Annotated in this window: 31 protein-coding genes; 1 reads left to right on the plus strand and 30 read right to left on the minus strand. The window is 64.9% G+C overall.

Features of this window, described 5'->3' with window-relative positions; genetic code table 11:
* Nucleotides 1-10 precede the first annotated feature (10 nt).
* From BOO71_RS03935 to BOO71_RS04015, 18 genes are all read right to left on the minus strand, one after another.
* Complete coding sequence (locus tag BOO71_RS03935; protein ID WP_075830673.1) at nucleotides 11-1,726, minus strand: hypothetical protein; 1,716 nt, start codon at nucleotides 1,724-1,726, stop codon at nucleotides 11-13.
* Between the two features lie 11 nt (nucleotides 1,727-1,737).
* Nucleotides 1,738-2,121 carry a hypothetical protein gene (locus BOO71_RS03940; protein WP_075830674.1) on the minus strand — a complete coding sequence of 128 codons (384 nt, stop codon included), beginning with the start codon at nucleotides 2,119-2,121 and terminating at the stop codon, nucleotides 1,738-1,740.
* 2 nt (nucleotides 2,122-2,123) lie between these two features.
* Complete coding sequence (locus tag BOO71_RS03945; protein WP_075830675.1) at nucleotides 2,124-7,562, minus strand: hypothetical protein; 5,439 nt, start codon at nucleotides 7,560-7,562, stop codon at nucleotides 2,124-2,126.
* Nucleotides 7,563-7,574: 12 nt separating this feature from the next.
* Nucleotides 7,575-8,030, minus strand: coding sequence for a hypothetical protein (locus BOO71_RS03950; protein ID WP_175607355.1), 456 nt, complete (start codon nucleotides 8,028-8,030; stop codon nucleotides 7,575-7,577).
* The gene (locus BOO71_RS27585) at nucleotides 7,969-8,352 is read right to left on the minus strand and encodes a hypothetical protein (RefSeq protein ID WP_075830677.1); all 384 of its coding nucleotides are present in this window, start codon (nucleotides 8,350-8,352) and stop codon (nucleotides 7,969-7,971) included. Before BOO71_RS27585 ends, BOO71_RS03950 begins: the two co-directional genes overlap by 62 nt.
* A 146-nt stretch (nucleotides 8,353-8,498) precedes the next feature.
* On the minus strand, nucleotides 8,499-8,828 hold the full coding sequence (locus tag BOO71_RS03960; protein ID WP_075830678.1) for a hypothetical protein: 330 nt from the start codon (nucleotides 8,826-8,828) through the stop codon (nucleotides 8,499-8,501).
* A 65-nt stretch (nucleotides 8,829-8,893) separates the two neighbouring features.
* Nucleotides 8,894-9,559 carry a hypothetical protein gene (locus tag BOO71_RS03965; RefSeq protein WP_075830679.1) on the minus strand — a complete coding sequence of 222 codons (666 nt, stop codon included), beginning with the start codon at nucleotides 9,557-9,559 and terminating at the stop codon, nucleotides 8,894-8,896.
* 51 nt (nucleotides 9,560-9,610) lie between these two features.
* Nucleotides 9,611-9,775: a hypothetical protein gene (locus BOO71_RS27590; protein ID WP_175607356.1), complete on the minus strand. Its 165-nt coding sequence runs from the start codon at nucleotides 9,773-9,775 to the stop codon at nucleotides 9,611-9,613.
* A gap of 12 nt (nucleotides 9,776-9,787) precedes the next feature.
* Nucleotides 9,788-10,162 (minus strand): hypothetical protein, encoded by a 375-nt coding sequence (locus tag BOO71_RS03970; RefSeq protein ID WP_075830680.1) that lies wholly within the window; start codon nucleotides 10,160-10,162, stop codon nucleotides 9,788-9,790.
* The gene (locus BOO71_RS03975) at nucleotides 10,153-10,485 is read right to left on the minus strand and encodes a hypothetical protein (RefSeq protein ID WP_075830681.1); all 333 of its coding nucleotides are present in this window, start codon (nucleotides 10,483-10,485) and stop codon (nucleotides 10,153-10,155) included. Before BOO71_RS03975 ends, BOO71_RS03970 begins: the two co-directional genes overlap by 10 nt.
* Entirely contained in the window at nucleotides 10,479-10,808 is a 330-nt protein-coding gene (locus BOO71_RS03980) for a hypothetical protein (RefSeq protein ID WP_139322731.1), read from the minus strand. The genes BOO71_RS03975 and BOO71_RS03980 overlap by 7 nt, the downstream gene beginning before the upstream one ends.
* 164 nt (nucleotides 10,809-10,972) lie before the next feature.
* Nucleotides 10,973-11,527, minus strand: a complete 555-nt coding sequence (locus BOO71_RS03985) for a hypothetical protein (RefSeq protein WP_075830683.1) — start codon at nucleotides 11,525-11,527, stop codon at nucleotides 10,973-10,975.
* A gap of 62 nt (nucleotides 11,528-11,589) precedes the next feature.
* Complete coding sequence (locus tag BOO71_RS03990; RefSeq protein WP_083652960.1) at nucleotides 11,590-12,825, minus strand: phage major capsid protein; 1,236 nt, start codon at nucleotides 12,823-12,825, stop codon at nucleotides 11,590-11,592.
* A gap of 137 nt (nucleotides 12,826-12,962) precedes the next feature.
* Complete coding sequence (locus tag BOO71_RS03995; protein ID WP_075830685.1) at nucleotides 12,963-13,769, minus strand: HK97 family phage prohead protease; 807 nt, start codon at nucleotides 13,767-13,769, stop codon at nucleotides 12,963-12,965.
* Complete coding sequence (locus BOO71_RS04000) at nucleotides 13,766-13,984, minus strand: hypothetical protein (RefSeq protein ID WP_075830686.1); 219 nt, start codon at nucleotides 13,982-13,984, stop codon at nucleotides 13,766-13,768. The genes BOO71_RS03995 and BOO71_RS04000 overlap by 4 nt, the downstream gene beginning before the upstream one ends.
* Nucleotides 13,981-15,381 carry a phage portal protein gene (locus tag BOO71_RS04005; RefSeq protein WP_075830687.1) on the minus strand — a complete coding sequence of 467 codons (1,401 nt, stop codon included), beginning with the start codon at nucleotides 15,379-15,381 and terminating at the stop codon, nucleotides 13,981-13,983. The genes BOO71_RS04000 and BOO71_RS04005 overlap by 4 nt, the downstream gene beginning before the upstream one ends.
* 16 nt (nucleotides 15,382-15,397) lie before the next feature.
* Nucleotides 15,398-17,092, minus strand: a complete 1,695-nt coding sequence (locus tag BOO71_RS04010) for a hypothetical protein (protein WP_075830688.1) — start codon at nucleotides 17,090-17,092, stop codon at nucleotides 15,398-15,400.
* Between the two features lie 118 nt (nucleotides 17,093-17,210).
* Nucleotides 17,211-17,807 (minus strand): terminase small subunit, encoded by a 597-nt coding sequence (locus BOO71_RS04015; RefSeq protein WP_075830689.1) that lies wholly within the window; start codon nucleotides 17,805-17,807, stop codon nucleotides 17,211-17,213.
* A 72-nt stretch (nucleotides 17,808-17,879) separates the two neighbouring features.
* Between BOO71_RS04015 and BOO71_RS04020 the strand changes: the two genes are divergently transcribed.
* Complete coding sequence (locus BOO71_RS04020; RefSeq protein WP_075830690.1) at nucleotides 17,880-18,278, plus strand: hypothetical protein; 399 nt, start codon at nucleotides 17,880-17,882, stop codon at nucleotides 18,276-18,278.
* 361 nt (nucleotides 18,279-18,639) lie between these two features.
* Here the strand turns inward: BOO71_RS04020 and BOO71_RS04025 are convergent, their stop codons facing one another.
* From BOO71_RS04025 to BOO71_RS04070, 12 genes are all read right to left on the minus strand, one after another.
* Nucleotides 18,640-19,194, minus strand: a complete 555-nt coding sequence (locus tag BOO71_RS04025) for a hypothetical protein (protein WP_075830691.1) — start codon at nucleotides 19,192-19,194, stop codon at nucleotides 18,640-18,642.
* Nucleotides 19,170-19,796: a metallophosphoesterase gene (locus tag BOO71_RS04030; RefSeq protein WP_175607357.1), complete on the minus strand. Its 627-nt coding sequence runs from the start codon at nucleotides 19,794-19,796 to the stop codon at nucleotides 19,170-19,172. Before BOO71_RS04030 ends, BOO71_RS04025 begins: the two co-directional genes overlap by 25 nt.
* Before the next feature lie 36 nt (nucleotides 19,797-19,832).
* Nucleotides 19,833-20,051: an Acb2/Tad1 domain-containing protein gene (locus tag BOO71_RS04035; protein ID WP_075830693.1), complete on the minus strand. Its 219-nt coding sequence runs from the start codon at nucleotides 20,049-20,051 to the stop codon at nucleotides 19,833-19,835.
* A 46-nt stretch (nucleotides 20,052-20,097) separates the two neighbouring features.
* Nucleotides 20,098-20,607 carry a hypothetical protein gene (locus BOO71_RS04040; RefSeq protein WP_075830694.1) on the minus strand — a complete coding sequence of 170 codons (510 nt, stop codon included), beginning with the start codon at nucleotides 20,605-20,607 and terminating at the stop codon, nucleotides 20,098-20,100.
* Between the two features lie 72 nt (nucleotides 20,608-20,679).
* Nucleotides 20,680-20,934, minus strand: coding sequence for a hypothetical protein (locus BOO71_RS04045; protein ID WP_075830695.1), 255 nt, complete (start codon nucleotides 20,932-20,934; stop codon nucleotides 20,680-20,682).
* 51 nt (nucleotides 20,935-20,985) lie between these two features.
* Nucleotides 20,986-21,342 carry a hypothetical protein gene (locus BOO71_RS04050; protein WP_075830696.1) on the minus strand — a complete coding sequence of 119 codons (357 nt, stop codon included), beginning with the start codon at nucleotides 21,340-21,342 and terminating at the stop codon, nucleotides 20,986-20,988.
* Between the two features lie 10 nt (nucleotides 21,343-21,352).
* Nucleotides 21,353-21,517 carry a hypothetical protein gene (locus BOO71_RS27595; protein ID WP_175607358.1) on the minus strand — a complete coding sequence of 55 codons (165 nt, stop codon included), beginning with the start codon at nucleotides 21,515-21,517 and terminating at the stop codon, nucleotides 21,353-21,355.
* Nucleotides 21,514-22,302: a DNA-methyltransferase gene (locus BOO71_RS04055; RefSeq protein WP_217694841.1), complete on the minus strand. Its 789-nt coding sequence runs from the start codon at nucleotides 22,300-22,302 to the stop codon at nucleotides 21,514-21,516. The genes BOO71_RS27595 and BOO71_RS04055 overlap by 4 nt, the downstream gene beginning before the upstream one ends.
* The gene (locus BOO71_RS27600) at nucleotides 22,269-22,424 is read right to left on the minus strand and encodes a hypothetical protein (RefSeq protein ID WP_175607359.1); all 156 of its coding nucleotides are present in this window, start codon (nucleotides 22,422-22,424) and stop codon (nucleotides 22,269-22,271) included. The genes BOO71_RS04055 and BOO71_RS27600 overlap by 34 nt, the downstream gene beginning before the upstream one ends.
* A gap of 156 nt (nucleotides 22,425-22,580) precedes the next feature.
* The gene (locus BOO71_RS04060; protein ID WP_075830697.1) at nucleotides 22,581-22,901 is read right to left on the minus strand and encodes a hypothetical protein; all 321 of its coding nucleotides are present in this window, start codon (nucleotides 22,899-22,901) and stop codon (nucleotides 22,581-22,583) included.
* Entirely contained in the window at nucleotides 22,898-23,110 is a 213-nt protein-coding gene (locus BOO71_RS04065; RefSeq protein WP_075830698.1) for a hypothetical protein, read from the minus strand. Before BOO71_RS04065 ends, BOO71_RS04060 begins: the two co-directional genes overlap by 4 nt.
* 54 nt (nucleotides 23,111-23,164) lie before the next feature.
* Nucleotides 23,165-23,815 (minus strand): hypothetical protein, encoded by a 651-nt coding sequence (locus tag BOO71_RS04070; protein ID WP_075830699.1) that lies wholly within the window; start codon nucleotides 23,813-23,815, stop codon nucleotides 23,165-23,167.
* Nucleotides 23,816-23,850 lie beyond the last annotated feature (35 nt).

Consider the following 23,850-nt stretch of genomic DNA (forward strand, 5'->3'; position numbering starts at 1 on the left):
ACGATCCCGCTCACGCGGTCCATGAGGTCTCGACCGTCTCGCTGTACGGCATTTCTAGATCTCGCATATCAGCAACCACAGACAGCGACCGAACGGCGTCCCCGCGCCGCAGCCCGCTCGGGAGGGCGTACGTGCGTTGATAGCTGTGGCGCGGGCGGCCCCGGAGCGTTGCGGCCAGGTCTGCCGCGTCCTGCACAGCGGACTGCCCGGCGAGCCAGGGAATGTCAATGGTCACGGGTTCGCCGTAGCCCAGCGTGCCCTTGACTACCTCGGGCGTGACAGAAAACTTCGCTGCCCCGCCGGTTTCCCCGCTGAGGTTGCGCAGGCCATCGTCAGACTGCGGGGCCATCTCAGGCGGCCCAGAGTCGGGGCTTACCCGCGTCTGCACCTGTGGGATGTTGATGTAGTACGCGACCTCGTCCTCGTCGTCGTACACGGGCGCTTCAGTCGGGCTTGAGGTCTGCTGAACGCTGCTCCACCTGTCGCTGCCGCTGCGCACCCATGACGTGATGTCTGTTGACGTTGCGCTGTAGATCACCGCGTTGTCCTTGAGCTGCTCCACCACAGTGGTGACGCTCACCAGGCGCACCCAGCCGCCGGGGGTCCAGGTCTTGCGCGTCGCCGTGGTCGTCCGGCTGCCGTAAACCGCGATGTCAAGCGGCGGGTCAAGCGTGGGGGCGGTGCCGATCAGCTGCTGCGCGGTCTCCGTGACGGTCGTCGAACCGGTCGACACGCGTCGGGTCTGCAGCATGCCGTAGCTGTGGTTGACGGTGGTGGTGTCGGTGCTGCGTGCCGTCAGGGGGTAGCGCTCGCCGTCTGGCCCGGTCACGGTCACAGGCTGAATGTTGATGGTGGTGCGCACTTCCTGGGTGACGGCGAAGTTTACCTTAGTCTTCGTCTCCGTCACTTTCTGGTAGCCCACCTCATCTGCAGCCCTGTCTGCTGTGAACTCCTCGTGCTCAAACACGCCGTCTTTTGACAGCTCCCACACCTCTTCATCGCTGATGCGCCCTTGCGCGTGCGACTCCTGCATGATCGCAGCCACACGCAGCCGCCGGGCCTCCTGTTCGGCGGTCTCCGGGGGCGGGGTGTCAACGATCTCCTCTTTCCCGCGCACCGTCATGAAGCGCGGTACAGACAGCGTGTCAACGTTGCGCGGCCCGGACGTGAAGGGCTGTGCAGAGTTCACAACGTCCCCCACAGCGCCGCCGCCGAGAACCCAGCCCAGGCCTGCCTCCGACTCGATCAGCGAGTAGCCGAACGCGCCGAGCAGGTAGTCGAAGAAGCCGTAGTGGTCCTCAAAAGCGAGGGCGGCCTCCAGCGGGATGTTGACCGGCGTGTTCAGCAGCCACGCGGGGATGCGGTTGATGCCGATGAGGTCAGGCCAGTTCAGGTTCAGGTTCTGGCCGACCGTCTGCCCCGTGCGTGGGGTGAACGGGTAGCCGCTCTGGCTGCTGCCCTGATGCACCAGGGCGATCACGGTGATGCCGGTCTCCGGCGTGTGGCTGAAGTGCCCTACACCCTTGAACGGCCCCCACGTCTCGCTGCTGATCTGCCCGGCCTCCTCGATGTTGATGATGAGGGCGATGTCTTGCGTGTACGCCAGCGCCTCGCCGTCGCCAGCCACAGTCAGCACACCGGTCACGCGCTCGCCGCTCTCTGGCACGTCGAGCGAGACGGCGATCACCGGCAGGAGCGAGGGGAACATCTCAAAACTCAGTTTCATGGTGCCCTCCTTTAGAAGAGAATGTTGATGACGAAGGCGTACTCACAGCCAGCGTTTTCGCCGTCTGTGATGTACTTGAAGATCGGCTGCTCGAGAATGATCGCGTGCTCTGAGATCACGTCGCCGCCGCTCGGACCTGCGCCCTGTGCGATGACGGGGAAGTTCACCCGGTCAGCCCACAGCGCCCAGATGCGATACGCGTCTGCCGGGTCGATCAGGTTCTCCCCGCTGACGGTCAGGGTCAGCGCCTCACGGTTGGGCGTCTCGATGACGACCAGCTGGCCGTTCATCAGCCTGTGGACCACGGCACCGCCCCCGCCGCCCGCCAGTCGGACGTCAGGAACGAACCGCATCCACACGCCGTTCAGCTTGAGGTTGTTGTCGAGATTGACCATGTTCACCCCCTCCGTGCCGCGTACTTGAGGCCCTTCTGAGCGGCGCAGTCGAGAATGGTCTGCGTCGCGCGCACCACAGCCGGCGGTGCGGTGGTGGAACGGCCGTCGATGTTGATGGTGTTGTTCACGGTCGTGGTGACGTTGGCGAGACTCGGAGCCAGCCGCTCCAGGTCAAGCCGCGACCTGCTCAACTCGGAGATCATCGCCCGGGCAGCGATCTGGCCCAGCACCTCGCCAGCCGGCTTGACCTGTTCGGCCAGCTTGGGGTCGACGCTGATGGTCAGCACGTTGCCGCCGTCTCCCAGCACCCCCTTCAGCAGCTTCTGAGCGCCGCCCAGCTTGCGCTCCAGTCCCACAGCGCCCGCCTGCGCAGCGTTCAGCGCGCCTACGATGTCAAGCCCCAGCCCCTGCTCGGCCAGAGATGAAGCCAGGTCTTCAGCGGTCTGCTTGATCTTGTCTGCCTGCCGCTGATAGGTGGCCTGCTGAGCGTCCTGGGTCTTGCGCAGCACCTCAGGCACGGTTCCCATCGCATCAGCCGTTCTCTGGTACGCCTTCGCCTGTTTCCGGGCGCTGGCTTCCACAGTTGCGGCCTGGTTGTCGGCTGCGGCCTTGATGGCCCCTGATGCAGCCTGAAAGCTCTTCGCGCTCAGGTCCACAGCGGCGGCGTACTCGGGACTCCCAGCGCCGTAGCGGGCGCGGGCGTCCTGCGCTGCTCGCAGGCTCTCCGCGTACGCGTTCTGCGCGCGTGCGGAGATGCCGTCGAGCACCGCCTGGTTCTTGGTGGCCCCAGCGAAGGTGTTCAGACTGGAGTTCAGGCTGTCAACCGCGCTCTTCTGTGCCTCCCACTCGCTTCTCAGCTCGGAAAGGGCCTGCTGCGCGTTGCTGATGGCCTTGCTCTGGTTGCTGATGGCCTCACCGGTAGACTCGATGGCCGACTCCCCGATGCGCACCGCCCCTGTGGTGCTCTTGAGTGTGGTGCGGTACGTGCCGGTCGTGCGTTCAAGCTCAACAAAAGCGGCCTGAGTGCGTACCAGCGCGCGGTTTTGCCTGTTTGCCGCGCTGTCGTCCATGGCCGCTGCCCACACGTCGCGCAGTTCTGCGGCCTGTGTGGTGAGCGTCTTTGATGCGTCAGCGAGGCGTTTCTGATCATCAAGCTGTTCTTTGACCAGATCACGCACGCGCGTTTCTGCTGCGCGCCTGCCGTTGATGGCGTCTCCGATCTCAGACTGCGCGCGGCCCTGCTCGCGGTACAGCCGCTCCAGCTCGGTGTAGTAGCTCACCTGTTCCTGTGCGTCGGCGGCGAGGTTCCGCCGTGCTGCCAGGCGTTCGGTGGCGCTCCGGGCTTCGTTCAGTGCGGCGTCCAGTGTGGCCGCCTGCTGATCCCGTGCTGCGCTCAGGTCACCGAGGCGGGCCTTCCGGCTGTCCTCAAGACTCCGAGCGATCTGGCGTTGCAGGTCAGCGGCTTTATCGAGGTAGCCGTTGCGCTCCTGCTCGCTGGCCGCCGTGGCTGCGATGCGGGTGTACGCCTCGGCCTCTGCTGCCAGGGATGCCCGGACGTTCCCCTCGTACTTCTCCCGCAGTCCCGCGTTAACGGTCATGCTGGCGGCGTACTCGGCGGCGGTGCGGTAGCGGGCGGTCTCCTCAGCTGCGGAACTTACCCGCTGCTGCCGGTCCTCACGCTCTGCATCAGACACAGCCTTGCGTGCCGTGATGACGGCCAGCTCAGCGGTGATCTGCTCCCCGCGTCCCTGCGCCTGGCCCGCTGCCTTGACCTTGAGCGCGACCTCTTCCCTGAGTGCCTGAAGTGCCAGCCCCCGCGCGGTGGCCGCGTCTTTCTCGGTGGCCGACTGATCAATGGTGAGCTGCAGGCGTGCTTTTGCCAGGTCCAGTTCCTCGCCAGCGCGCTGGAGCGGTGCGGCGCGGTCCTGGTCCTGCGCGTCCCGCAGCGCTGCTCGGGCGACGATGAGGTCCTGTTGTGCGGCCAGCGCGGCGGCGGGGTCGGTTCCCCGGCTTGCCACAGCGGCCAGCTGCACCTTCAGCGCCAGCTCGTCCTTGAGCGCAGAGATGACGGCCTGCCTCCCGGCGGCCTCCGCAGCTGTGGTCTTCGCCTGCTTCAGCGCGTCTTGAGCGCGTGCGGTGTTCAGCTGCGCGCGGGAGACGATGAGTGCGTTCTGTTGAGCCACAGCCTGCTTCTCGGCGTCCTGAAGCGCGTTGACGGCGGTCCGGTTTGCCTCTCCGACTTCCTGTGCGTACTTCGCGGCCATGGTGCCCAGGTCCGTTCGGTACTGCGAGGTGAGGGCGTTGCGCTCTCCCCGGGTAGCCTTGGGGTCAGCCAGCGCGTCGTCCAGCTCCCGCTTCCTGGCCTGCTGTGCGGCGGCATACTCTTCCTGTATGCCCGCCACACGCGCGGCCAGGATGCGCCCGGAGTAGCGCTGAATGACGGCCAGCTTCGCCGCTTCGTTGCCCTCGGTGCCCCTCAGGTCCTGCGCCTGGTCTGCCTCCGTGCTCGCGCGGATCAGATCAGCCAGTTCCCGGCGGCCTCGGCTTTCCGCGTCGCTGATGGCCCGTAGGCGGTCGCGCGTGGCCCTGACAGCATCAGCGACTTCTTTCGCTGCGTCCTCTGCCTTCTTTTTGGCCGCTTTCGCTTCCTCTGCCAGGTCTTTCTGAAGCTCGACCCCGCGTGCCTGCCGAAGCGCGTTCCCGGCGGCCACGATACGGGCCACAGCGGCTCGGTCTCCGCCGACCTGTCCGATGGCTTCGGTCTGCCTGCGGTTGATCTCTGACACGTCCTGTCCGGCCTGCGCTGTGATGCCAGCGACTCCGGTCTTTGCCTTCGCTATCGCAGCGGTGGCGTCTGCCTCTAGCTTCGTGACGATGCCGGCGATGTAGTCCCGGTCGGCACGCGCCCCTTCCTGCCTGATCGCTGCCACTTTCTGACGCGACTGCGCTTCAAGTTCAGCGACCTTCTCGGGAAAGATGGCGTACTTGCGGGCCAGCTCCTTGGCGTTGCGCTCCACCTCACCGACGGCCAGCTCTCGCAGCGCCCGCTGTTTCGCCAGGCCGTCCTGCATCGCGTCAACGCGCGCTTTCTCTACCTCCAGCGCGCCCTTCGCGACCTCTGCCCCCGCGTCGGCCCGCTCCTGCGCGACGGCCAGCCTCAGCCCGCGCTCCCGCTGCGTGTTGATCTTCTCCAGCAGTTCGGCCCGGAGCTTGTCGTCTACCACATTCTTTTTGACCTGCGTTTCCAGCGCAGCATAGAAGTGGTTGATCTCTGCCAGCTTCTTCGCCGTTGCAGACAGCGATGCCGTGTAGTCCTTTTCCCGCTGAGTCCGCAGGTCTTTGTTGACCTGAGAAGCGGTGTTGCGGTCCACCACATCGCCGGGCGCGCGAATCAGTGCCTTGTCCTCGCCCTCTGTGGCTTTCTTTGCCTCCTCGATCGCGGCCTTCACATCACCGCGCACCACAGTGAGGCGCGCAGACACCTTAGCCAGGCGGGTCTCCATGACCTTCACCTGCGCCTCGTCGCCTGCGTTCCTTGCCGCCGTCAGGTTTGCCACAGTCTCGCGCCGGATGGTGTACAGCAGATCAAGCGTGCGGGCCGCGTTTGCGCCCTGCTCGCCGTATCTTGCCACCATGTCAGCGTCGTACTGGTTCTGTGAGGCTTGCGTGGCCTTCAGGACGTCTTGCTGCTCAAGGAACAGCCTCGTCATGTACGCCAGCGGGCCAGCGATCGCGGTGATCCCCACAGCCGCTGATCCGAAGGCCAGCAGGGCGGGGGCCGCGTTCAGGGCGGCTGCGCCCGCGCCCGTGAAGATGCTGCTGATCTGCACGGCCTTGAGCGCGGTCCATGCCGTCGTGAGGCCGGTGACGACCGAACGCTGGCGGGTGAGGTTGGTCAGCAGCGACACGCCGCCCGCCGCCGCGCCTGCACCAGCGGCCCCGAGCTGCGCGGCCCGGAGTGTGGCGAACGCGCCTGAGGTCGCCAGCAGTGTGGTCCTCAACAGCAACAGCGAGGTGATGCCGATGCGCAGGCCGACCAGTGATGCGCCGACCAGGATCAGCCCGTTGCCCAGGTCCTTCACGGGCTGCGGGAGGGCCTCGAAGCTCCGGAAAAACTCAGTCGCGGAGTTCGCCCCCTGTGCCAACAGTTTCACCGTGGTGGTGGCTGCGGGGATGAACTGGTCTCCGAGCGCGATCTTCAGGTCCGCGAAGGAGTTCTTCAGACGGACGCTCTCATCGTTCCAGTTCTTCGTTGCCTCCCCGGCGACGCGGGACAGACTCGCGCTGTCCTTTGCTCCAGCAGCCGAGGTTTCAGCGGCCTTGCGCAGGTTGGGCGCGGTCTTTGCGAGTTCGGCCATGACGCGGTTAGCGATGACGCCCCGGATGCCGACGCGGGCCAGCACGGTGTCGTAGCTCTGCCCGGCCTTACTTGCCTGCTCCATCGCCTCAGCGAAGCGGACCAGGATTTCGTAGGGGTTGCTGCGCCCGAGCTTCTGGAACTCCTCGGTCGTGATGCCGATGATCGAGGAGAAGGCTTCCGCCCTGTCCCCACCATCGTTCAGCGCTCCGAGGAGCTGCTGAGAGAATTTGGTCAGCGTGCTGCCAGACGCCTGCGCGCGTGCACCGACGGATACCAGGCCAGCGGAGACGCCGAGGATTTGCTCTTTGGTGAAGCCCGCAGCCTTGCCGAACGAAGACCAGTAGGTCGCCAGCCCGATCACCTGTGGGATCTGAACGCCAAACTGGGTCTTCAGGGCGGCCATGCTGTTGGCCGCGTCTTCCAGGCCCGCGATCATGTCTTCCGGGCGGGTGTCGATCGACCTCAGGAACTTCACCAGCTCCTCCCCGGTGTGGCTCACGTCGCCCGCCTGCCCGTTCACGTCACGCATGACCAGTCCGAGGTCGGCCATGATTTTCACGAAGCGCTCGGTGCCTTCCACACCATGGATGCCGACCAGCTGCGCCTGCCGTCCCAGCTCTGCTAGTTCCAGCGCAGACACGGGGATCTCACGGCTGAGGATGCGGAAGTTGTCCTTGAGCACTTCGTACTGGTTGGTGTCGAAGTGCCCCACAGCGGCAAGCTGAGTCATGCCCTGCTGCAGGTCTGCGGCGGTCTTGAAGGTCGCGACCAGAGTGGCCTGAAACACAGCGATGACCTGATCGACGGCGACCACAGCGGTCTGGAGGGCCAGCATGCCCGCCGCGCCGTCGCTGCCCATCGTCGTGAAGTTCGTGCCCGTCTTAGTCGCCGTCTTGCCGAGGTCTGATACCTGGGTCTTCACTTCTTTCAGCTTGCCGAACTCATCGAAGTTCGCGTAAAACTTCACCCGCGCGTTGAAGCCGTTCAGGCCAGCGATCTCTGCGCGAACCTGCTGCGCCTGACGCAGAAAAGCGGTGATGTCCATGCCGATCGGGAAACGAATATCTGGGTCAGTCGCCATGTCTCACACCTCCTATAACTTCTTCAGTTCTTCTCGAAAGCGCCTGTGCATGTGGAACGTTGCAGCTAGCGCGGCGGGGGCGATGAAAGGGCCAGGCACACGCCAGTTCAGCCCGGAGCGCCCGATGCTCACCGTGCTCTGCCTCAGGTTGCTCATGCCAGGAACGCCGCTCACCGCGCCGGCCTTAAAGTCAGCGTTGATGGTCACCCAGTCCCACGCGGGCGGGCTGCCGAACTCCACCTTGTAAGCGCCGTAGCCGGCGATCAGCAGCCAGTCCTTGCCCCAGCGCTGAATGCGGATGCTCCGGCGCGTCTGCCCGGTGCGCACGTACCCACGTCCCGGCACGGTGTTGTAGATGTTCAGGTCTGCGCCTGCGACAGCGGCGGCCAGCGCCAGGGTTGCCGCTTCAGCCGGGAGTGTCTCGCTCAGCATCTGCACGGCCTGGATCAGCTTGTCGAGGCGCTTCATCGCTTTGCTCGTGTCTGCCATCGTCGCCTCCCAGGTCCAGCCGTTGCACGTCACGCCCACCGCGCTCTGCCCGCGCGGCCCGCTGTCTCTCGGAGCGCGCGGCTGCATGCTCGACGGCGCGCTGCTCTGCTTGCCAGGCCTGGCCGGCGGGGGTGTCCAGCCAGTCGGGCACCCCGCCTGTGGTGATGTTGAGCGCGCGTCGCCTCCGCTCTGCGTATCCAGCGGCGGTTTCCTCTGACTTGTCGGCCTGCTCTTTCGCCTTGCTGGGATTCTTGGCCTTCCAGCCGGTGCGCACATCTGCGGTGTCCGTGATGTTGTCCATGTCCCGCAGGATGGTCAGCGCTTCCCGCAGGTCCCACGCATCGCCCAGTAGCTCCCGGTTGATGCGCTCGGCTGTCCAGTCGGCCTTCAGGACGCTCTCCCAGGCCTCTACTCCCCACCGTGCGATGACGTGTGTACTCAGGGGTCTCAGGTCCGCAGGCGGCCCTGCACCCGGAGCGCTTGGGGGTACAGGGCCAGCAGTTTTCCCAGGTTGTCCAGGTCGTTCAGCTCCCACAGCGCCGGGAGGATCTTCAGCGCGTCGGCGATGCTGATCTCTGCGGGAAGCAGGCTGTCGGTGCTGCGCCGGATGATCCGGTCCGCCAGCTGCCCCAGGTCTGTCTTTGAACTTAGTGCACCGCTCTCCACGCCCGCGCCGAAGCTGCGCACGAAGGTCAGCAGGTCCGCCCAGCATTCCGCGTTCTGGCGGATGCCCCACGGCTTCAGGGTGATGTGGCCGAAACTTGTCTCTACCAGCATGCTTTCCCCCCGGTGTTGCTTCAAAAAGTCTCTAAAAGCAGGGGGATCACTCCCCCCGCTTACGTTTAGACGATGCTGGCCCACAGGATGTCGAGCACCGCGCCGACCTGAGAAGTCAGGCAGTCCACGCGGATCAGGATCAGCGGGCCGTCGTCCGCCGTGCTGGTGGCGCTCTTCAGAGACGCGGGCGGAGTCCACGCCGTCGCGGAGGCCACGGGGGTGATGATGAACTCCTTGCCGGGGAGGCCGTCCAGCTCCACGCGCGCGTTGCCCTTGATCCGGGCGTACGGGGCGAAGTAGATGGCGCTCTCGATGGCGTCGTAGCTCTCAACCACAGCCACGGCTCCGAAGCTGGGACGGGTAGCGGCGGCCTGCATGTCGGTGATGGTGACTTCTCCGCCGCCGACTGCTGCGGTCCACTGGTTTTCGGTGCCCGAGTACAGGGCGTTCAGGAAGCTGTCGCTCCCCAGGGTCTTGACGTTCAGGCTCATGTTGAGCGCGGTAACGCGGTTCAGCAGCTCGCGCGGGGCCAGGCCGCGAGGGTCGAGCACGGTCTTCCTTTCCTCGGTGGGTTCGCTGGCGAACTCCATTTCCTGCACCAGCTCGTCGCCGAGCTTGACGGCGTTGCGCTGGACGTACCACGCGTAACCCTTGTTCTGGCGAACCTGATCGGCCAGCGCGGTTCCGGGTGCGGGTGCGTTGGCGACCGTCTGGTTGAAGATGTCTGGCATGTTGATCTCCTTTGGGTGAGGGGGCGGGGTGTTCAGCTGGACGCGCCGGGCTTACTCGGCGGGCTTGTCCTCGGACTGTGGTGCTTCCGGTGCGCCGATGAACTGCTTCAGCGCGGCGGCGTCCACAGGTGCGGCCTTCCTCTCGGCTGCGGTCTTCTTCGCGCCGATGAACTGCTCCAGCGTGGTCTGCTCTTCCTTGCTCTGCTTCTTTGCCATGCGTGTGCCTCCTTACCTGAATGCCGTCCGCGTGCGGTAGACGTTCAGCGTGATGGTGTGTCCCACAGTGGTGTCATCGGCGGCGCGGCTCTCCAGTCGCCAGGGACTGCCCGGGCGGATCACCTGGCCCTGCACCTGATCGCTCAGGGCCTGCGCTTCCTCGCGTGAGGCAGCGATGCACAGCAGGGGTTGCCGTTCGGTTTCCCCTGCCTTGCCGATGCCAGTGGACGTGCTGGCCTCAATGAAGACGAACGCGCCGACGCGGTGCAGGTACGCAGCCGGACCGTCGATCTCCCGGTTGCCCACTCGGATGCGGGCTTCACCGTTCACGGCGCGCGCATCCCTTTCTGTGGTGATCCCGGTCAGGCGTGCCTCGATCAGCTCCATGACACGCTCCCCTCCCTCATCCCGGTGCGGTCAGCGGGCCCGAGGTCTCTCAGGGTCACGCCTTTCAGCAGTCGGGGATGGTCGCAGGTGCTCTCCCGGTCAGGCCACAGCTCATCGGGATGGATCCGCATGATGCCCTGGCCGCCGGAGAAGATCGGATCCTTGAGGTACTGCGCGGCGGCGTACCCCAGCGTGCTGAACGCGATGACCTCGCACCTGATGGTCAGCTCGCTGCTATCAGGTGCAGTCCAGGTCACCGTGTCGTACAGCGCTCCGGACAGCGAGCGGCGCAGGGCTGCTCCCAGGAGCAGGAGGCCTACCATCTCGTCCGCCGCCAGGGGGCCAGGAGTTCCCGGACTTCCTGGGGGAGGTGTCCGCCTTCCTTCGGTGCGTCCCGGAACTGGACGCTCAACTCCGGGAGGCGGATGCTGCTCACGTTGTCGGGGATGCTCACCCCCGCCAGCGCGCCCGCATGCTCTGCGGTCTGGATGATGGCCGTGCGGATCGCCAGGGGGACGGACTCACCATCAAGCCAGCCGCTGCGGTAGGTCACCTCGTAGCAGCCCTCGACCGGGTACGGCAGTTGAACTCCGAACGGGGTCAGCAGCTGCGCGTGGTCGGTCAGGTCGCTCCCGGAAACGGTCACGTCTCCGAGCCGAGAAGCGGGACTCTTCAGCCGGATAGTCCGGCCTCTGATGATCCCGTTCTCCTGATGGTTCTTCGCCGCCAGTGACTCGACGCCGATCCACAGCAGCACCTGAGTTTCTGCCCGGTCTACTGCCTCCTGCGTGAGTCCCTGCGGCGCGATCATCAGCTCGCCTTGGCCTTACGACGGGCAGCGGGCTTAGCCTTCGCTTTGACCTCCACCACGGGCACGGGGGGGGTCTCGATGACGGGGGTGGCCGGAGTCTCCAGTGCGGGAAGGTCATCCTCGGGGGTCTCCAGCACGACCTCGGGAGGGGTGATCTCCACAGCGGGGATGGCCTTGACCTCGGGGCTGCCCAGGTCTCCGATGGGGCCGGGGGTGCCGGGATCTCCGACGATGCCGGGGTAGCCTGCGATGCCTGCATCGCCATCAGTGCCAGGCGCTCCGATGGGGCCGGGGCCGCCGGGCTCGCCGACGATGCCGGGGTAGCCTGCGATGCCGGGGTCGCCGGTCAGTCCGACGGGAGCGCCGCCGGGATCGCCGCGAATGCCAGCAGGACCGGAGAAGCGTCCGCTGGTGCCGCTCGCTTCCTGTGGTGCGCCGTCGTGTGGCTCAACCAGTCCGGCCTGAACCATCGGCTCGGCTGCTGCGTCGGACAGTTCGATCACGTCGCCGCGCTTGCCGCGTACGGTGCCGAACAGCATCTTGTAGTTCTTCATATCAACCTCGCTTTCAAGGGGGTGGAGGGCCGCAGAGAAGGGGGATTTCTCCCCCTCTCAGATCAGACCGTGTAGGTGCCCTTCACGAACGCCGTGATGTCGAAGATCACCAGGCCGAGACGCTCTTCAGCGCGGATGGTCATCAGGTTGTACGTCACGTTGTCCGCGTCCTGCTCGAACGTGCGGATGTTGATCTCCTCGCGCTGGAACACCTGGCCGGAGCCCGCGAAGTCGCCAGCGATGAACTGGCCTTCGTCGACGTGGGGGGTGTCCACCACAGGCATGCGCCAGACGCGGGGGCGTCCGTCGGGGCCCATGGTCACGCCGTAGATGTAGTGGTCATCGTTGCCCTTCAGCAGCTCGATGTCCTCCAGGTCGTACGGGTGCACGACCAGGGCGTCAGGCACGTGCTCGTTCATGCGCAGGTCGGTGGCGGCCCGGCGCAGCACGTCGAGCTTGGTGTCCCCCACAGCATGTCGGGCGAAGGTTGCACTCTGCGCCAGGACGCCCTTGATGGTGTCGTCCGCGCCGTCGCCCTTGATGAACGCGGCGTTCTCAGCGCTGCGCAGGCCACGCTGCAGGCGCTCGTCGATCACCGACTGCACGAAGGCAGCGTCGTTGATCATGTTGCGGTGGACGCGCACGAAGGTGGCGATGTCCACCACCGGGAAGGTCACGACCTTGAAGTTCCCGGTGCTCTCGGGCTTCTTGTTGCCGGGCTTGACCTGCGCGGCGGCGTTGGTCCAGCTCTGCACCTGCGGCAGCTTGATGCTGTCGCTCTCGGTCTGCCCCTGCGCGAACAGGGGGCGGATGGCGAGGGCCTCGCGGCTCTCACGGTAGCCGAGCACCTGAGCCTGAACCACACCTGGGGCGTTGGTGCCGCTGGTCATGGGTACGGCCTTGGCCTCGAACATCACGTCAACGTGGCCCGCCTTCAGGCCAGCCTGCGCGTTCTTGAACGCCTCGGACCCGACGAACTGGCGGCCCAGGCTCTTGTACTCCTCGCGCTCACCACCGGCGGGCAGGCGTCCGGCCTTGGCCTCGATGCCGTCGATCCGCGCCTTCATCTCGGCTTCCAGGGTGGTGTACTTCTCACCCAGGGCGCTGATCTGAGTGCCGGTTTCCTGCGTGGTCTGGCCGAACTTCTTCAGCTCGATGCTCTGCGCGTCCATTGCGCCCTTCATCTCGGTGCCGATGCGGGCCAGCTCGGTCTTGATGACTTCGGTGGTGCTGTCGGGCTTGCTGTTGGTGCCTTCGTTCTTGGTTTCGTAGCTCATGGTGTGTGCCTCCTGTGGCATGTGAGGGGTCGGTGTGCCTTGACATCACGGACGGCATAACCAGTGCGGGGGCGGCTGGTCAGCGGGTGGGTGCGGCTGTGGGGCGCTTGAGTGCGTTGGCGGCTCCGCGTGTCTCCCCAGAGTGCGAGGTGCTGGGTTCAGGTAAAGCTGATGTTGCGGATGGCAGCGGCGATCTCTGCCTCGATGGTCTGCGCCTCGTTCTTGACCTCGGTAGACGTGAAAGAGAAGCCGGACAGCGCAGACACCAGGTCAGACGCCTTTGCTTCCTCGGCCACCTGTGGTTGCTCTGCCACCAGCGCGCCCAGGTGTTTGTACGCGGCCCGGATGCCCTTGATGTTCTCGGCGCTGAGGGGCCGACCGCTCTTGATTCCGGCAGCGATGATGCGGTCAAGCTCCAGCACCGTGGCCTCGATCTTATCCACAGCGGCCTTCGTGCCCGTGATGGTTGCCAGGGGATTAGAAGGGATGTTAACGGGCGAGATCTCGTACAACTTCAGTTCCAGCAGCTGCCGGAAGTAGGTATCGTTCTCTGCACCCTCCATCCACTTCACCGTGCTGTACCCGATGCTCATACTGTCCACGATGCCCTCGGTCATGAGGTTGCGCACGTCCTGCGCCATCTGCGTGCCTGCGAAGTCTGCGGTGAACGCCAGGCCCTGGCTGTCTTCTTTCAGCTCAGTGGGCCTGCCGATGGGGAGTCCCCACATGTCGTGGTTCCACAGCAGCTTGACTTTGCCCTTCCGCTCGGTGATGGTCTTGGTGAACGCGCCAGGCTTGATGATGTCGCCGTGGCTGTCGGTGCTGTCAAAGTGCGCCGCGTGGCCCTCGAAGCTGCCGTTGTCGCCGCTGTCCGCTGCCTTGAACTCAAACTTCGTGATGATGCTCTTGGTCTCAGTGCCCGGCATGGGGCCGGACGGCTGAGCGTTCTTTCTTTCGTAGGTCATGCTGTTCCCTCCCAGTCCTCTGTGGGGACGGTGAGTATGTGCGCTCTATAGGCTTCAAGCTCCATCCGTGCCATCGGTTCTGAGCTAGGGAACCACGCCCGACAGAAGCCCTGTCCGTTCTCCTCGCTGTACTCCAGATCGCCGCCGAACTCGCGGACGAGTTGGCGCATCTCCCGCAGGATGGGGTCGTGATCAACTGGATCAAGTCTTGTCATGCTGTTTCCTCCTTGATTCGGCGCACCAGGTTCATGCACTGCGCGGGCGTGAGTTCGTCCAGTTCCAGCGCGTGCTTGACTTCCAGATGCGCCCGGGCGGCGGGCGACAGGCTCTTCAGCGCTGTGACTGCGACGGCTTGCTCAACCGTGACCAGGTTCAGCCCGACAGCCTCGGCGATGCTCTCCGGGGTGAACTGCCCTCCCCGCAGCAGGAGCGCGGCGGCCCCGGCCTGGGTGCTGATGTTCTTCAGACGTGTGGCTTCGTTCTCTCTCAGCGCGGGCACGTTGGTCAGGTCAGGAACGATGCGGTATTTCTTGGGGTCAAGCTGGAAATCTGCCAGGAGGTCTTTCCCCAGCGTGGACGCGATGTCTTGCAGGAGCGGAACCAGCGTGTCTTCCCACAGGTGCCGCTTTGCTGCCTCCATGTTGGAATACGTCGCGTCCTGACCCTGGCTCACCAGGATGCTGGGCACTCCCAGGACCGCGCAGATTTCGTCACGGGAGAATTTTCTCCCGGCCAGGAAGTCCATTTCTGCGGAGTTCCAGCCGAAGCTCTCAACCTTCGTCGCCCCGCCGAAGACCATAAAGCGGGATGCGCCGCTCGCTCCACTGATCTGCGCGTTCACCTGGTCATACGCCAGTTGCTGCTCGTCTTCGTCCAGCGCGCCGTCAAGGAGCACTACACCCGCAGGCCTCGCGCCGCCGCCGATCACGCTGCGGTTCCAGCGCTGCGCCTCGAGGTCGGTGTCTACTGCGAGCGCTGCGGACTTCGCCGGGGACAGTCCCCAGTGCAGGTCTGCGGGATTCTGATACATGAAGTGCGAGACTTCGTTCAGCGGCAGCGTGTGGAGCTTGCCCCTCCGGTCCCGGTACTCGTAGCCGGTGATCCACAGGTCCGTCCGCTTCGGCTTGATGGTGCTGGGGTCGATCGGCTCCAGTTCCAGGGTCCGACCGTCTGAGGTCTTCACCCGGTGCAGCAGCGCGTTCCCGGTGATCTCCAGATGCATGACCATCCGCTCGAGGATGTCCTGCATGCTCAGGTGTGGGTGCGGGGTCGCCAGGAGTCCGACAAGCAGGCCAGCCGGATCTTTGCCGCCTTCCTGCCGGATCCAGCCCTTCCTGCTTCTGTGCTCCAGCATCAGTGGGACAGACGCTGCGGCCCTCGCCTTCTTCGTGAGTGCGGTCTGCAACCAGCTTGACTGTTCAAGTCCTGCCGAAACCGCGCGGGAAAGGGTGATGTTGCCGGACAGGCTGGGAGGCCGGACGCCCGCCGCCACTGGGATGTACGGCGCGTTATTGCTCTCGGTCGTGATGGTCACGCCCTTGACCTCGTGTGGCTGTTCAGACTTCTCTTCCCGTCCCCACAGCGGGCGGTTCATGCGTTCCCATAGGTTCATGTCTCACCTCCTTCCTTCATCGCACGGTGCCGAAGAAGAATTTCTTCTTCTTCTTGAGGAACAGTTGCTCTTCCGCAGCGCACAGCACGAAGCCGTCCCCGTCGTCCGGGCTGCGCTTGTGCCGCTTCTTGAAGTCGTCTTTCTTCTCCAGCTTCCTGACGACGCGCTTGTCTCTGCCGGGCCGGAAACTGATCTTGCGATCAGTCAGCTCGATCTTGAGCTGCGGGTCGTCGGCCTCGACTCTGTGGTACGCCAGCACGTCATCTGTACTCGCGTACATCTCAGTTGCAATGTCGTAGTAGGCAGTCGGATCAGATGCCGACGCGCCGAACGAAACCTCGTGGATGGTCATGGTCACGCCCGGAGGCATCTCCACCAACTTCAGGAGGTCGATCAGCGTGGTACCGTAGCCGCCGCTGCCGTCCACCCGGATACTGACCTCGACCGGCAAGCCTTCGAGGTCATAGCAGCCGGCCTCGGCGATCCCGGCTTCCATCGCTTTAGCGACTTCAGCCAGGTACGCGTGCCCGTCTTGCTGATGAATGCTGGCAATCTTGCGGATTCGAAGCGACTGCCGCATGTAGATCGTGCCCACATCCGTGCCGAATCTCGCCATATCCGCCCCGATATAGATCTTGCGCACATCGTCCACGGTTGGCTCTACCTCGCGGTGCAGCGCTCCCAGATACCTGCCCTCACCGATCACGGTGTCGGACATGGCGTTGGGCGGCGTGATGCCGCGCGCCCGCCACAGGAATTCACTGTTCGGTAGGAGTGGATGACCCGCGGGAACCTGGGTGCCGTTCTTGTCCACAGTGGGCCAGTCAACCGAGAAGGTGAACTGGTTCTCGTCGTGCACGGGTGTGGCGGTGCAGTCCATGCCGATGCGCAGGTTTACCCAGGTGCGCCCAGTGCCGCCGGGGATGATCTCGTCTCCGCTCAGCACGTTCGGATAGTCCAGCACGTCGAAGTTCAGACTCATGACGCCCGGCGCGTCATGCCGCCTGTGGAACTCGCTGCTCCGGGACTGCGGGTTGCCGATGCGCAGGAAGATCGCCACGTTACCGGGCGCGATGCTGGTCATCATGCCGGAAACAGCCTCGTACAGGTACTTATCCACCCCGTCCGCTTCATCAAAGATGAACAGCATGAACGGCGCGTGCTGTCCCTGCATGCGCGCTGATCCCTGGCCGCCTGCGTTTGATGTGGCTGAGCCGAGCGCCCAGTGTGTCGCGCTCTTGCTCATGCTGCTTTCCACAGGTTGGAGGTGATGCTGGCCTGCTGCGGGCCGGGTGCGCCTGATGTCCTTCCAGAGCAGCAGCTTCACCTGTTTGGCTGTGGGTGCCGAGGTCAGGATGATGCTGTCCGGGAACGCATCAAAAAACCAGTTCACCAGGACTGCCGCAGAGATGGTCTTCCCGAGGCCGTGGCCGCTCTTGATAGAGAACTCGTACGTCGCAGGCTCGCCGTCAAGCTGCGCGTTCACGCTCTGCTGAATGGCACGATACAGGCCAGCCTGCGAGTCATGATCCCCCGGCGACTCCCAGGGGACGAAGCCACACTCAGAGGCGGCGTATCCCAGCAAGTCACGCTGATACCGGTTCAGGTCATTGCTGCGCGCGGCCTTCAGCAGCTCTGAGGGATTGATGGTGCCGCTGTGTTCGGGGCCGCCCCTGCCGAGGATGCGGTCTATCTGCTGTTGGATGCTCATCGGACCCCCTTAGACGTGCCTTTTATGTTCAAGGCGTAGCGTCTAGCGGGATGCAGGCCATATCCCGGACTTATGACCTGCTTAGAGGCATATTTTTACGCCCCTTACAGAAAGATGCTCACTTCACCTGGTCCAGCGTCAGGGCGGGCAGGGCTGAGGCCAGGGCGTCAAGCTCCTGCTGTGACAGCTTCAGGCGCTGCTGGATGACTTGCAGAGACTGGAGCATCCAGATCTGGACGTGGTTCTGGACCTGGTGCTCAACCTTCACAGGGGCGTACCCACCGCGCATCTTCTGGAGCTCACTGGCGGCCTTGATGCGGTCGCCGGTCGGAGGTGGTCCAGTGAGTAGGCCGCTCTTCGTCGGATAGATGTGGTCAACCTTGCCCCTGAGGATGTCGGTCAGGGCTTCGTGCACCTCGATGGCGTCGGCGATGCTGTCGCGGGCGCTCTGGGCGCTGAGGTTTTGCAGGTGCGTGATGACCATAGGACTTGATAGGAGTTCGCTGCCCTGCGTCTGCGCACTACGGGGACTGTATCCCGCCTGTATGGCTGCCTGGGTCGCGTTCCCGCCGTTGTGGTGGAACTCGTAGGAGAACAGGCGCTCACGGTGCGCCAGGTCAATGCGTGAACCGTTCTGCTTTGCTGCGCTCGGCTTCTTTACCACTGCCTTCTTCTCTACCGGGGCAGGGGAGGGCGTCTTTGGTTTCCTGGTCATGTGGCCCTCCTTCCCTGCGTGCGGCATGAGATTTTTGCCTCTTGTGTGCTCTACCCGGGATAGCCTGGACGGATGAAAAAGATCTTTCTGGCGGCGGCCCTCGCCCTCACCACAGCGGGTGCGCAGGTCACGCCAGTGCAGCGTGCGGAGCTGAACCAGATGGTGCAGGCGTTCACGGGCACGTACAGCTGCGGGAACGGCAAGGTGTTCAGGCTCGTTGATACCGACACCCCCGGCCCCGACGGACTGTTTGACTACGGCGCGCTCGCAGGGGCGCAGATAGATCAGCTGGTCAACGTGCAGGTGGGCAAGGGGAACGCGACAGTCAAGAAGGTCGGCCCGGTGCCTGGCGGCGGCAAGCAGGTGTGGCTCCTGACGAAGGAGCGCACACAGATGTTCTTCTCTGTGGTGCCCGCCCCTGAACTGAGCGCGCTGGTCGTGCAGGCCTGCGAGCTGGTCAAGGTCAAGTAGCCTCGCCACAGGCCCGCTGTCGCCCTCGGAGAAGGGCAACCCGTCCAGTCCCTCCCCCTGCCCCACAGCTCCACCTAATGGCTGTGGCGGGCGGCGCGGCGCAGGTTCAGGCGGGTGCTGTTGTGCTGCTCTTTTTGCGTGTGTGAGCGGTCTGAGGGCCTCGCTTACCTGAGGGCCGTAGGGGCGGGGCGGAGGATCTTGGTCTATCTAGCCTCTTGCCCTGCCTCTCTACCTTGCCAGCGCTCTATGTAGATGTTCTGGCGGGTGTTTAGGGGGTGTGGGTTGGTGTCGGGGAAAGGCCCTGAGGCGGAGCGCTCTCAGTTAGTGAAATAAGTTTCAAGGGTTCAGATTCTGAACTGGGTCAGCGCCCCCGCAGCTCTTCTTCTACCAGGTGAAGGAGTCGGGTCGCTCCGGCTCCGAGGCTTTCACCCTTCAGCGAGGCGATCAGCTGATCTATCAGCGGGGTCGGCGGGTACACCTGCACCTGGGGCGCGGCGTCGACCACAGCGGGCGAGATGCGCTCCTGTGCGATGAGTACGCGGGTCTCGTTGCGGGTCAGGTGCAGGAGCTGCTGCTGCTCAAAGCTGCGGTCCGGCTGCGCCCTCGCTTCATGCCGCTGCAATGGTTCGCGGGCCGGGGCGGTGCGCTGCGTGCGGGCGTCAGCGAGTGCTTCTCTCAGTGAGGTCATACCCAGAAAGCCCCCGCCGATGAGGGCGGGGGCGGGGTCCTGCGCTGCGTTGAACTCCAGAAACTCCACGAACTCGCGCAGATGCTCTGCCCCGCGCGCGGCCCGCTGCAGCAGCTCCCAGGCGGTCATGTACTCCTCACGGTGGACCAGGAGGGCGGTGCGGTGATGGCGGTCGCGCAGCTCAGCCTCCTGGTCCTCGTCGGTCACGTGATGGCGTGCGGGGTCCATGTCTCGCAGTCCAGCGCGGTCAGCGTCCCCCAGAAAACGGCACCGGTGTCGATCAACCACAGTGCGGTGCCATCCTGGAGGCCGACGCGCTTGGGCTGCTGCTGCGGGGTGTGGCCGTGCACGCTGACCGTCACACCTTCAGGCAGGGGGTAGACGGGCGTGTTACCCGGGCGGCCCCACAGGTGGGCGTCGTCGTCCTGGCCTGTGGGGTCTGGCCGCATCGCGTGGCTGAACATGGTCCCGTCCTGCACGTGCCAGGGCTTCAGGCTGGCGATCATCCACCGCGCATCAGCCTCCAGCGCGTCCGGCTCACCCTCGTACCCCGCCAGCGTGGTGCTGCCGCCGTTCATGATCCACAGCTCGCGGGACTGGCCCCGCAGCACGGCCTCCACCATGAACAGGTCATGGTTTCCGAGCAGCGCCACTGCCCTCCCGCTGTCAACCAGCTCCCTCACGCGCTGGATGCAGCCGCGAGAGTCGGGGCCGCGATCGACATAGTCTCCGAGAAGGAGCAGCTGGCGGTCGGGGAAGCGGGCGATGGCGGCGTCGAGCAGGTCGAGGCGGCCGTGGATGTCGCCGAGTGCGATGGGTGGGCGGGTCATACGCAGAAAACCCCGCATCTCTGCGGGGCGGGGCGGTCACTCAAACACGATCCCCTTGTTCGACCACATGCTGCACTCCTCGATTTTCGTGATCGCGAGCGCGCGGCAGCGGCCTGCGGGTACGTGCTCCAGCAGGGCATCCCGGGCGGTCTTCAGGGCCTCGCGGACGGCGGTGATCTGGGTGATCTGCTCGGGCGTGGGGGCCTGGTATTCAAACGCATCTTTGGGCGCAGGGCCGCTCTCTGTGTGTGTCATACGCAGAAAACCCCCGCCTGCATCTCAGCAGCGCGGGGGCAGGCGGTCAGAATCGACCGTCGTAAATCGGGATGTAAGGCCGGGGCGGGGGCGGCGACTTTGGGGCCGGCTTGCTGAGGTCGCCAGGACGGAAACTGACTACCAGGACGACATACTCGGGGCACCGATGTCCAGGCTGCCCGCAGTCATCGCTGAAGCACTGAAGCGGAACAATTTCCAGGGCTTTGACAGAAAGACCTTGGGCCAGACACCGCTCAAGAAAAACGTCCTGAAGATCGTGGTCATATGAGAAGGTCACGATGACCTGAAGCTCGCCATTCTCAGCCGCAGCGCGTAGTAAGTTCCACTTTGGTGCGAGCTTCTCGTCCGTCGTCGGCCCGTTAGCGCCGTCCAGCGCGACCGGGAGTGTAGTTCCCCGGTCGCGCTGGACGCGGCCCAGACGAAGGGTATCCATCAGTTCCGGGATCGTCGGGGATGCGTTGATGCGCGAACCGGCTATGACGGCGCTCCCGAACGGGCCACTCGCAGGGACAGTGCTGGAGGTGACGTTGTTCACTGCTTCACTCTGTGTATGTGTCATACGCAGAAAACCCCCGGCTGCACAGTGGCAGCGCGGGGGCGGGGGCGGTCAGGCCCAGGAGACCAGGTATGTTTTCAGGTCAGGGTTGCCGGGGTCGGTGTCGGTCACGCCGAGCCCACCATCTGCGCAGACAGCCAAAAAATGGCTGCTCTGGGCTGCGCCGATCTGCACGGTCCGGCTGTAGTCGCCCTGTGCGGCAGCGTCGCGCAGCTGCTGGTACTGCGGCTCCAGGGCGGCGTCGTTTTGTGCGGCGTTGAAGGCGTCGGCGGCGGCTTTCAGTTCGGTGCGGGTGGGTGCGGTCATGGTGCCTCCTGTGGCTGAGTGAGGGCGATGGGTTCATGCGGGCGCAGCCACTCAGGGCGGCTTCGGCTTCCCAGGCGCGGTCCGCTCGGCTATCAGGAGCCAGGGGTCAGCGCGGGAACGGCGCACCTCCACACGTCCGGGCTGCGACAGATCAACGCGCATTCCAGTCGGAGGCAGCGCGAACTCAGCGCCGCCGGATAGCCGTACCCACACACCCGCCTGTGGGTCGGCGGCGTGCATGACGCTCACGGTCTCGCCGTCGAGTGTCACCAGCACCAGCGCGTTAGGCATCACCCGGATCAGCGGGGCAGGAGCAGACACCACAGGGGGCGGCGGCGCGGGGTCAACGGCGGACGGGGCGCAGGCGGTCAGGGCGAGGGCGGCGGCCAGGATCAGGAATCGTTTCATGCGTTCTCCTTCAGTTCGGGCGGCTCAACAGACCCAGCCGTCGCAGCTCGCACCATGCCGGGTGATCGGCGGTCAGCAGGCCCTGGCGGTGGCGCTCAAGCAAGATCGAGACGCTGTAGTAGTCGGTGCCGGTCGGCGTGCGGATGCCGATCAGGGTGGGACGGGCGGGGGTCATCTCGCGGACTCCAGCGGCTGGCGGAGGCGTTCGGCTGCGATGTCGTAGTAAGCCGCGTCTCGCTCGATCAGCACTGAACTGCGTCCGGCCCGGATAGCTGCCACGCCAGTGGTGCCGCTGCCCGCGCAGTTGTCGAGCACCGTGTCACCAGGCTGGGTGTAGGTGCGGATCAGGTATTCGAAAAGCGGAACCGGTTTCTGCGTCGGATGCTGAGCGCCAGACCTAATCTTGAGATAGCTCAGAATCGTTGAAGGATTCTTGTGTGTGTATACGCGCGCGGGAGCATCTCGGTCGATGTACTGATCCAGCGTGGTCAGATCGCTCTTCCCGTAGGCCTTTCCCTTGATGGGCCTGTCTCGCAGCACCATCTGAGGGAAGTATCGAGGAGTGGACGGCGAAAAGACCAGCACGTCTTCATGCTGTCGCATGGGTTGATACCGCGCATAGCTCATGCCACCCGGAACCTTCTTATCCCAGACCCAGGCGTACTTAAACAGATCAGGAGCGCTCATCACCAGCGCGCTCGTGAAGGGCTGTGCAGCAGTGAGCACGATAGCCCCTCGCGGCTTGATGAGTCTTCGGTACTGGTGCCACAGTGTCGCGAGCGGGATCACTGTGTCCCACTTGCAGGCCGTGATGCCGTAGGGAAGATCACACAGGATCATGTCCACCGACTGATCTGGGAGCGTTGGCATCACGGTCAGGCAGTCCCCGTGGATCAGTGTCGTGACGCTCGTGCGGACCTGCATCATCAGCGCTTCCGTGGCGGGTTCAGCTTCATCCACACCATGCAGGCGTTGCAGGCGGGGTGAGTCTCCAGGTCCTCGCTCTCAAGCACCAGCGGCGCGCAGTAGCTGATGCCGCCGACAGTGACCCAGTATTTGGGCGACCAGAAGCGGGCGGGCATGCGGGGCGGACGGTTCTCAGGTGTCATACGGCAAAAAGCCCCGCGCTGCACGGGTGGCAGGCGGGGCGGGTGAGTTCAGAATCTGAACTGGGTTGTAGGGGTCCTGCAGTCATTACTGACCTATAACAAAAAGTGTACCCCGGCGCGGCGAGAAGGTCAAGCTCCCCCGCGCCCCAGCAGCTCCCGGCCCTCGGTGCTCAGCTCGTAGGTCTGGCTGCCCGGCTCTGTGGTGATCAGGCCGTCTCGACACTCACTCAGCGCGTCCTGGGCGGCCATCAGGGGGCAGCAGTAGACACTAGCGAGGTGCACGGCCAGGCGCGGGCGCACGGTCAGCTCACCGGCGGCGGCGAGGCGCAAGATGGAGAAGATGGTGAAGGGGTGGCCGTAGGTGGCGGGGCGGGTGGTGGAAGGGGGCCGCGCTGGCGCGGCGCGCTCACTGGGGTGAGCGCCTAACTTGCCCTCTGCGGTACGGCTCACGCGCGCACCAGCGAACCGTCGAGGATGACCTGGTCGTTCGCGGTCACTGCGAACTCAACCACAGTGTCGTCGCGCATCAGGGTGATCTGCGCACCCCGAGTCGGCAGTTTCAGCGCGACTAGCGCAGCGATAACGGCCTCCCGCTCGGTGCTGCAGGTTGCGGCTGGGATGGTCTGCCCGGCGGCGCGGACTTCTAGGGGGTGGGTCATGGTTAGTCTCCTGGAGTGTGAGGGGCCCCGGCGTGGTGGCCGGGGCGGGGTGGGTTAGTCGAGCCTGACGCACGCCAGGCCATAACCGCAGGTCTCACTCGCGCGCATCAGGGCACCGATCAGTAGCTCCTCCCGCACATACGCCGCGTCGCTCTGGAGCAGCCCGGCGGTGCGGGCCTCGCAGCCAACGTACTCAGCCCACACCTCGTCAGCCGAGAGAACCAGCAGTCGGTCGGTCTCAGTCAGATACAGGGCGACGATCTCCCGAGCCTCACATCTGCGTGTAAGGTCATTGAGTCGTGCCCCGGCTGCCAACTGCTTAGCCAGCGCGTACATCATCGCGCGATCGGCCTTCTTCTCGGCGGGGCTGCCTTCTGGCGCGGACTGCCATACGGCTTGTGCGACCCAGAAGGCCTCGTTCTCTTCAGCAACCTCAGTCTCAACAGTCGCGATCTCTTCGGGCGAAACGCACAACTGCTCAAGTCTCGCCAGGAGCCTGCGTTCACGCTCCAGCGCCACGGCGTCGGGGATCTCGGGAGAGGCGTAGCACAGGTACTGTTCGCCGCCGGAGGTGATGACGGCGTGGCGTGTGGCGGTCGGGGCGAGTGCGGCGGTCAAGATGGCCTGCGCGCGGCCTTCGGTGTCTGCTTCGGTCCGAGCCTGTGCGGCGGCGCGCTTGCGGGTGTGGGCGGCGATCTGGGTCATGGTGGGCCTCCTGTGGGTCTGAGAAGCCCCGGCGG

Source organism: Deinococcus marmoris (genome assembly GCF_001949125.1).
In the GTDB taxonomy this organism is placed as follows: domain Bacteria; phylum Deinococcota; class Deinococci; order Deinococcales; family Deinococcaceae; genus Deinococcus; species Deinococcus marmoris_A.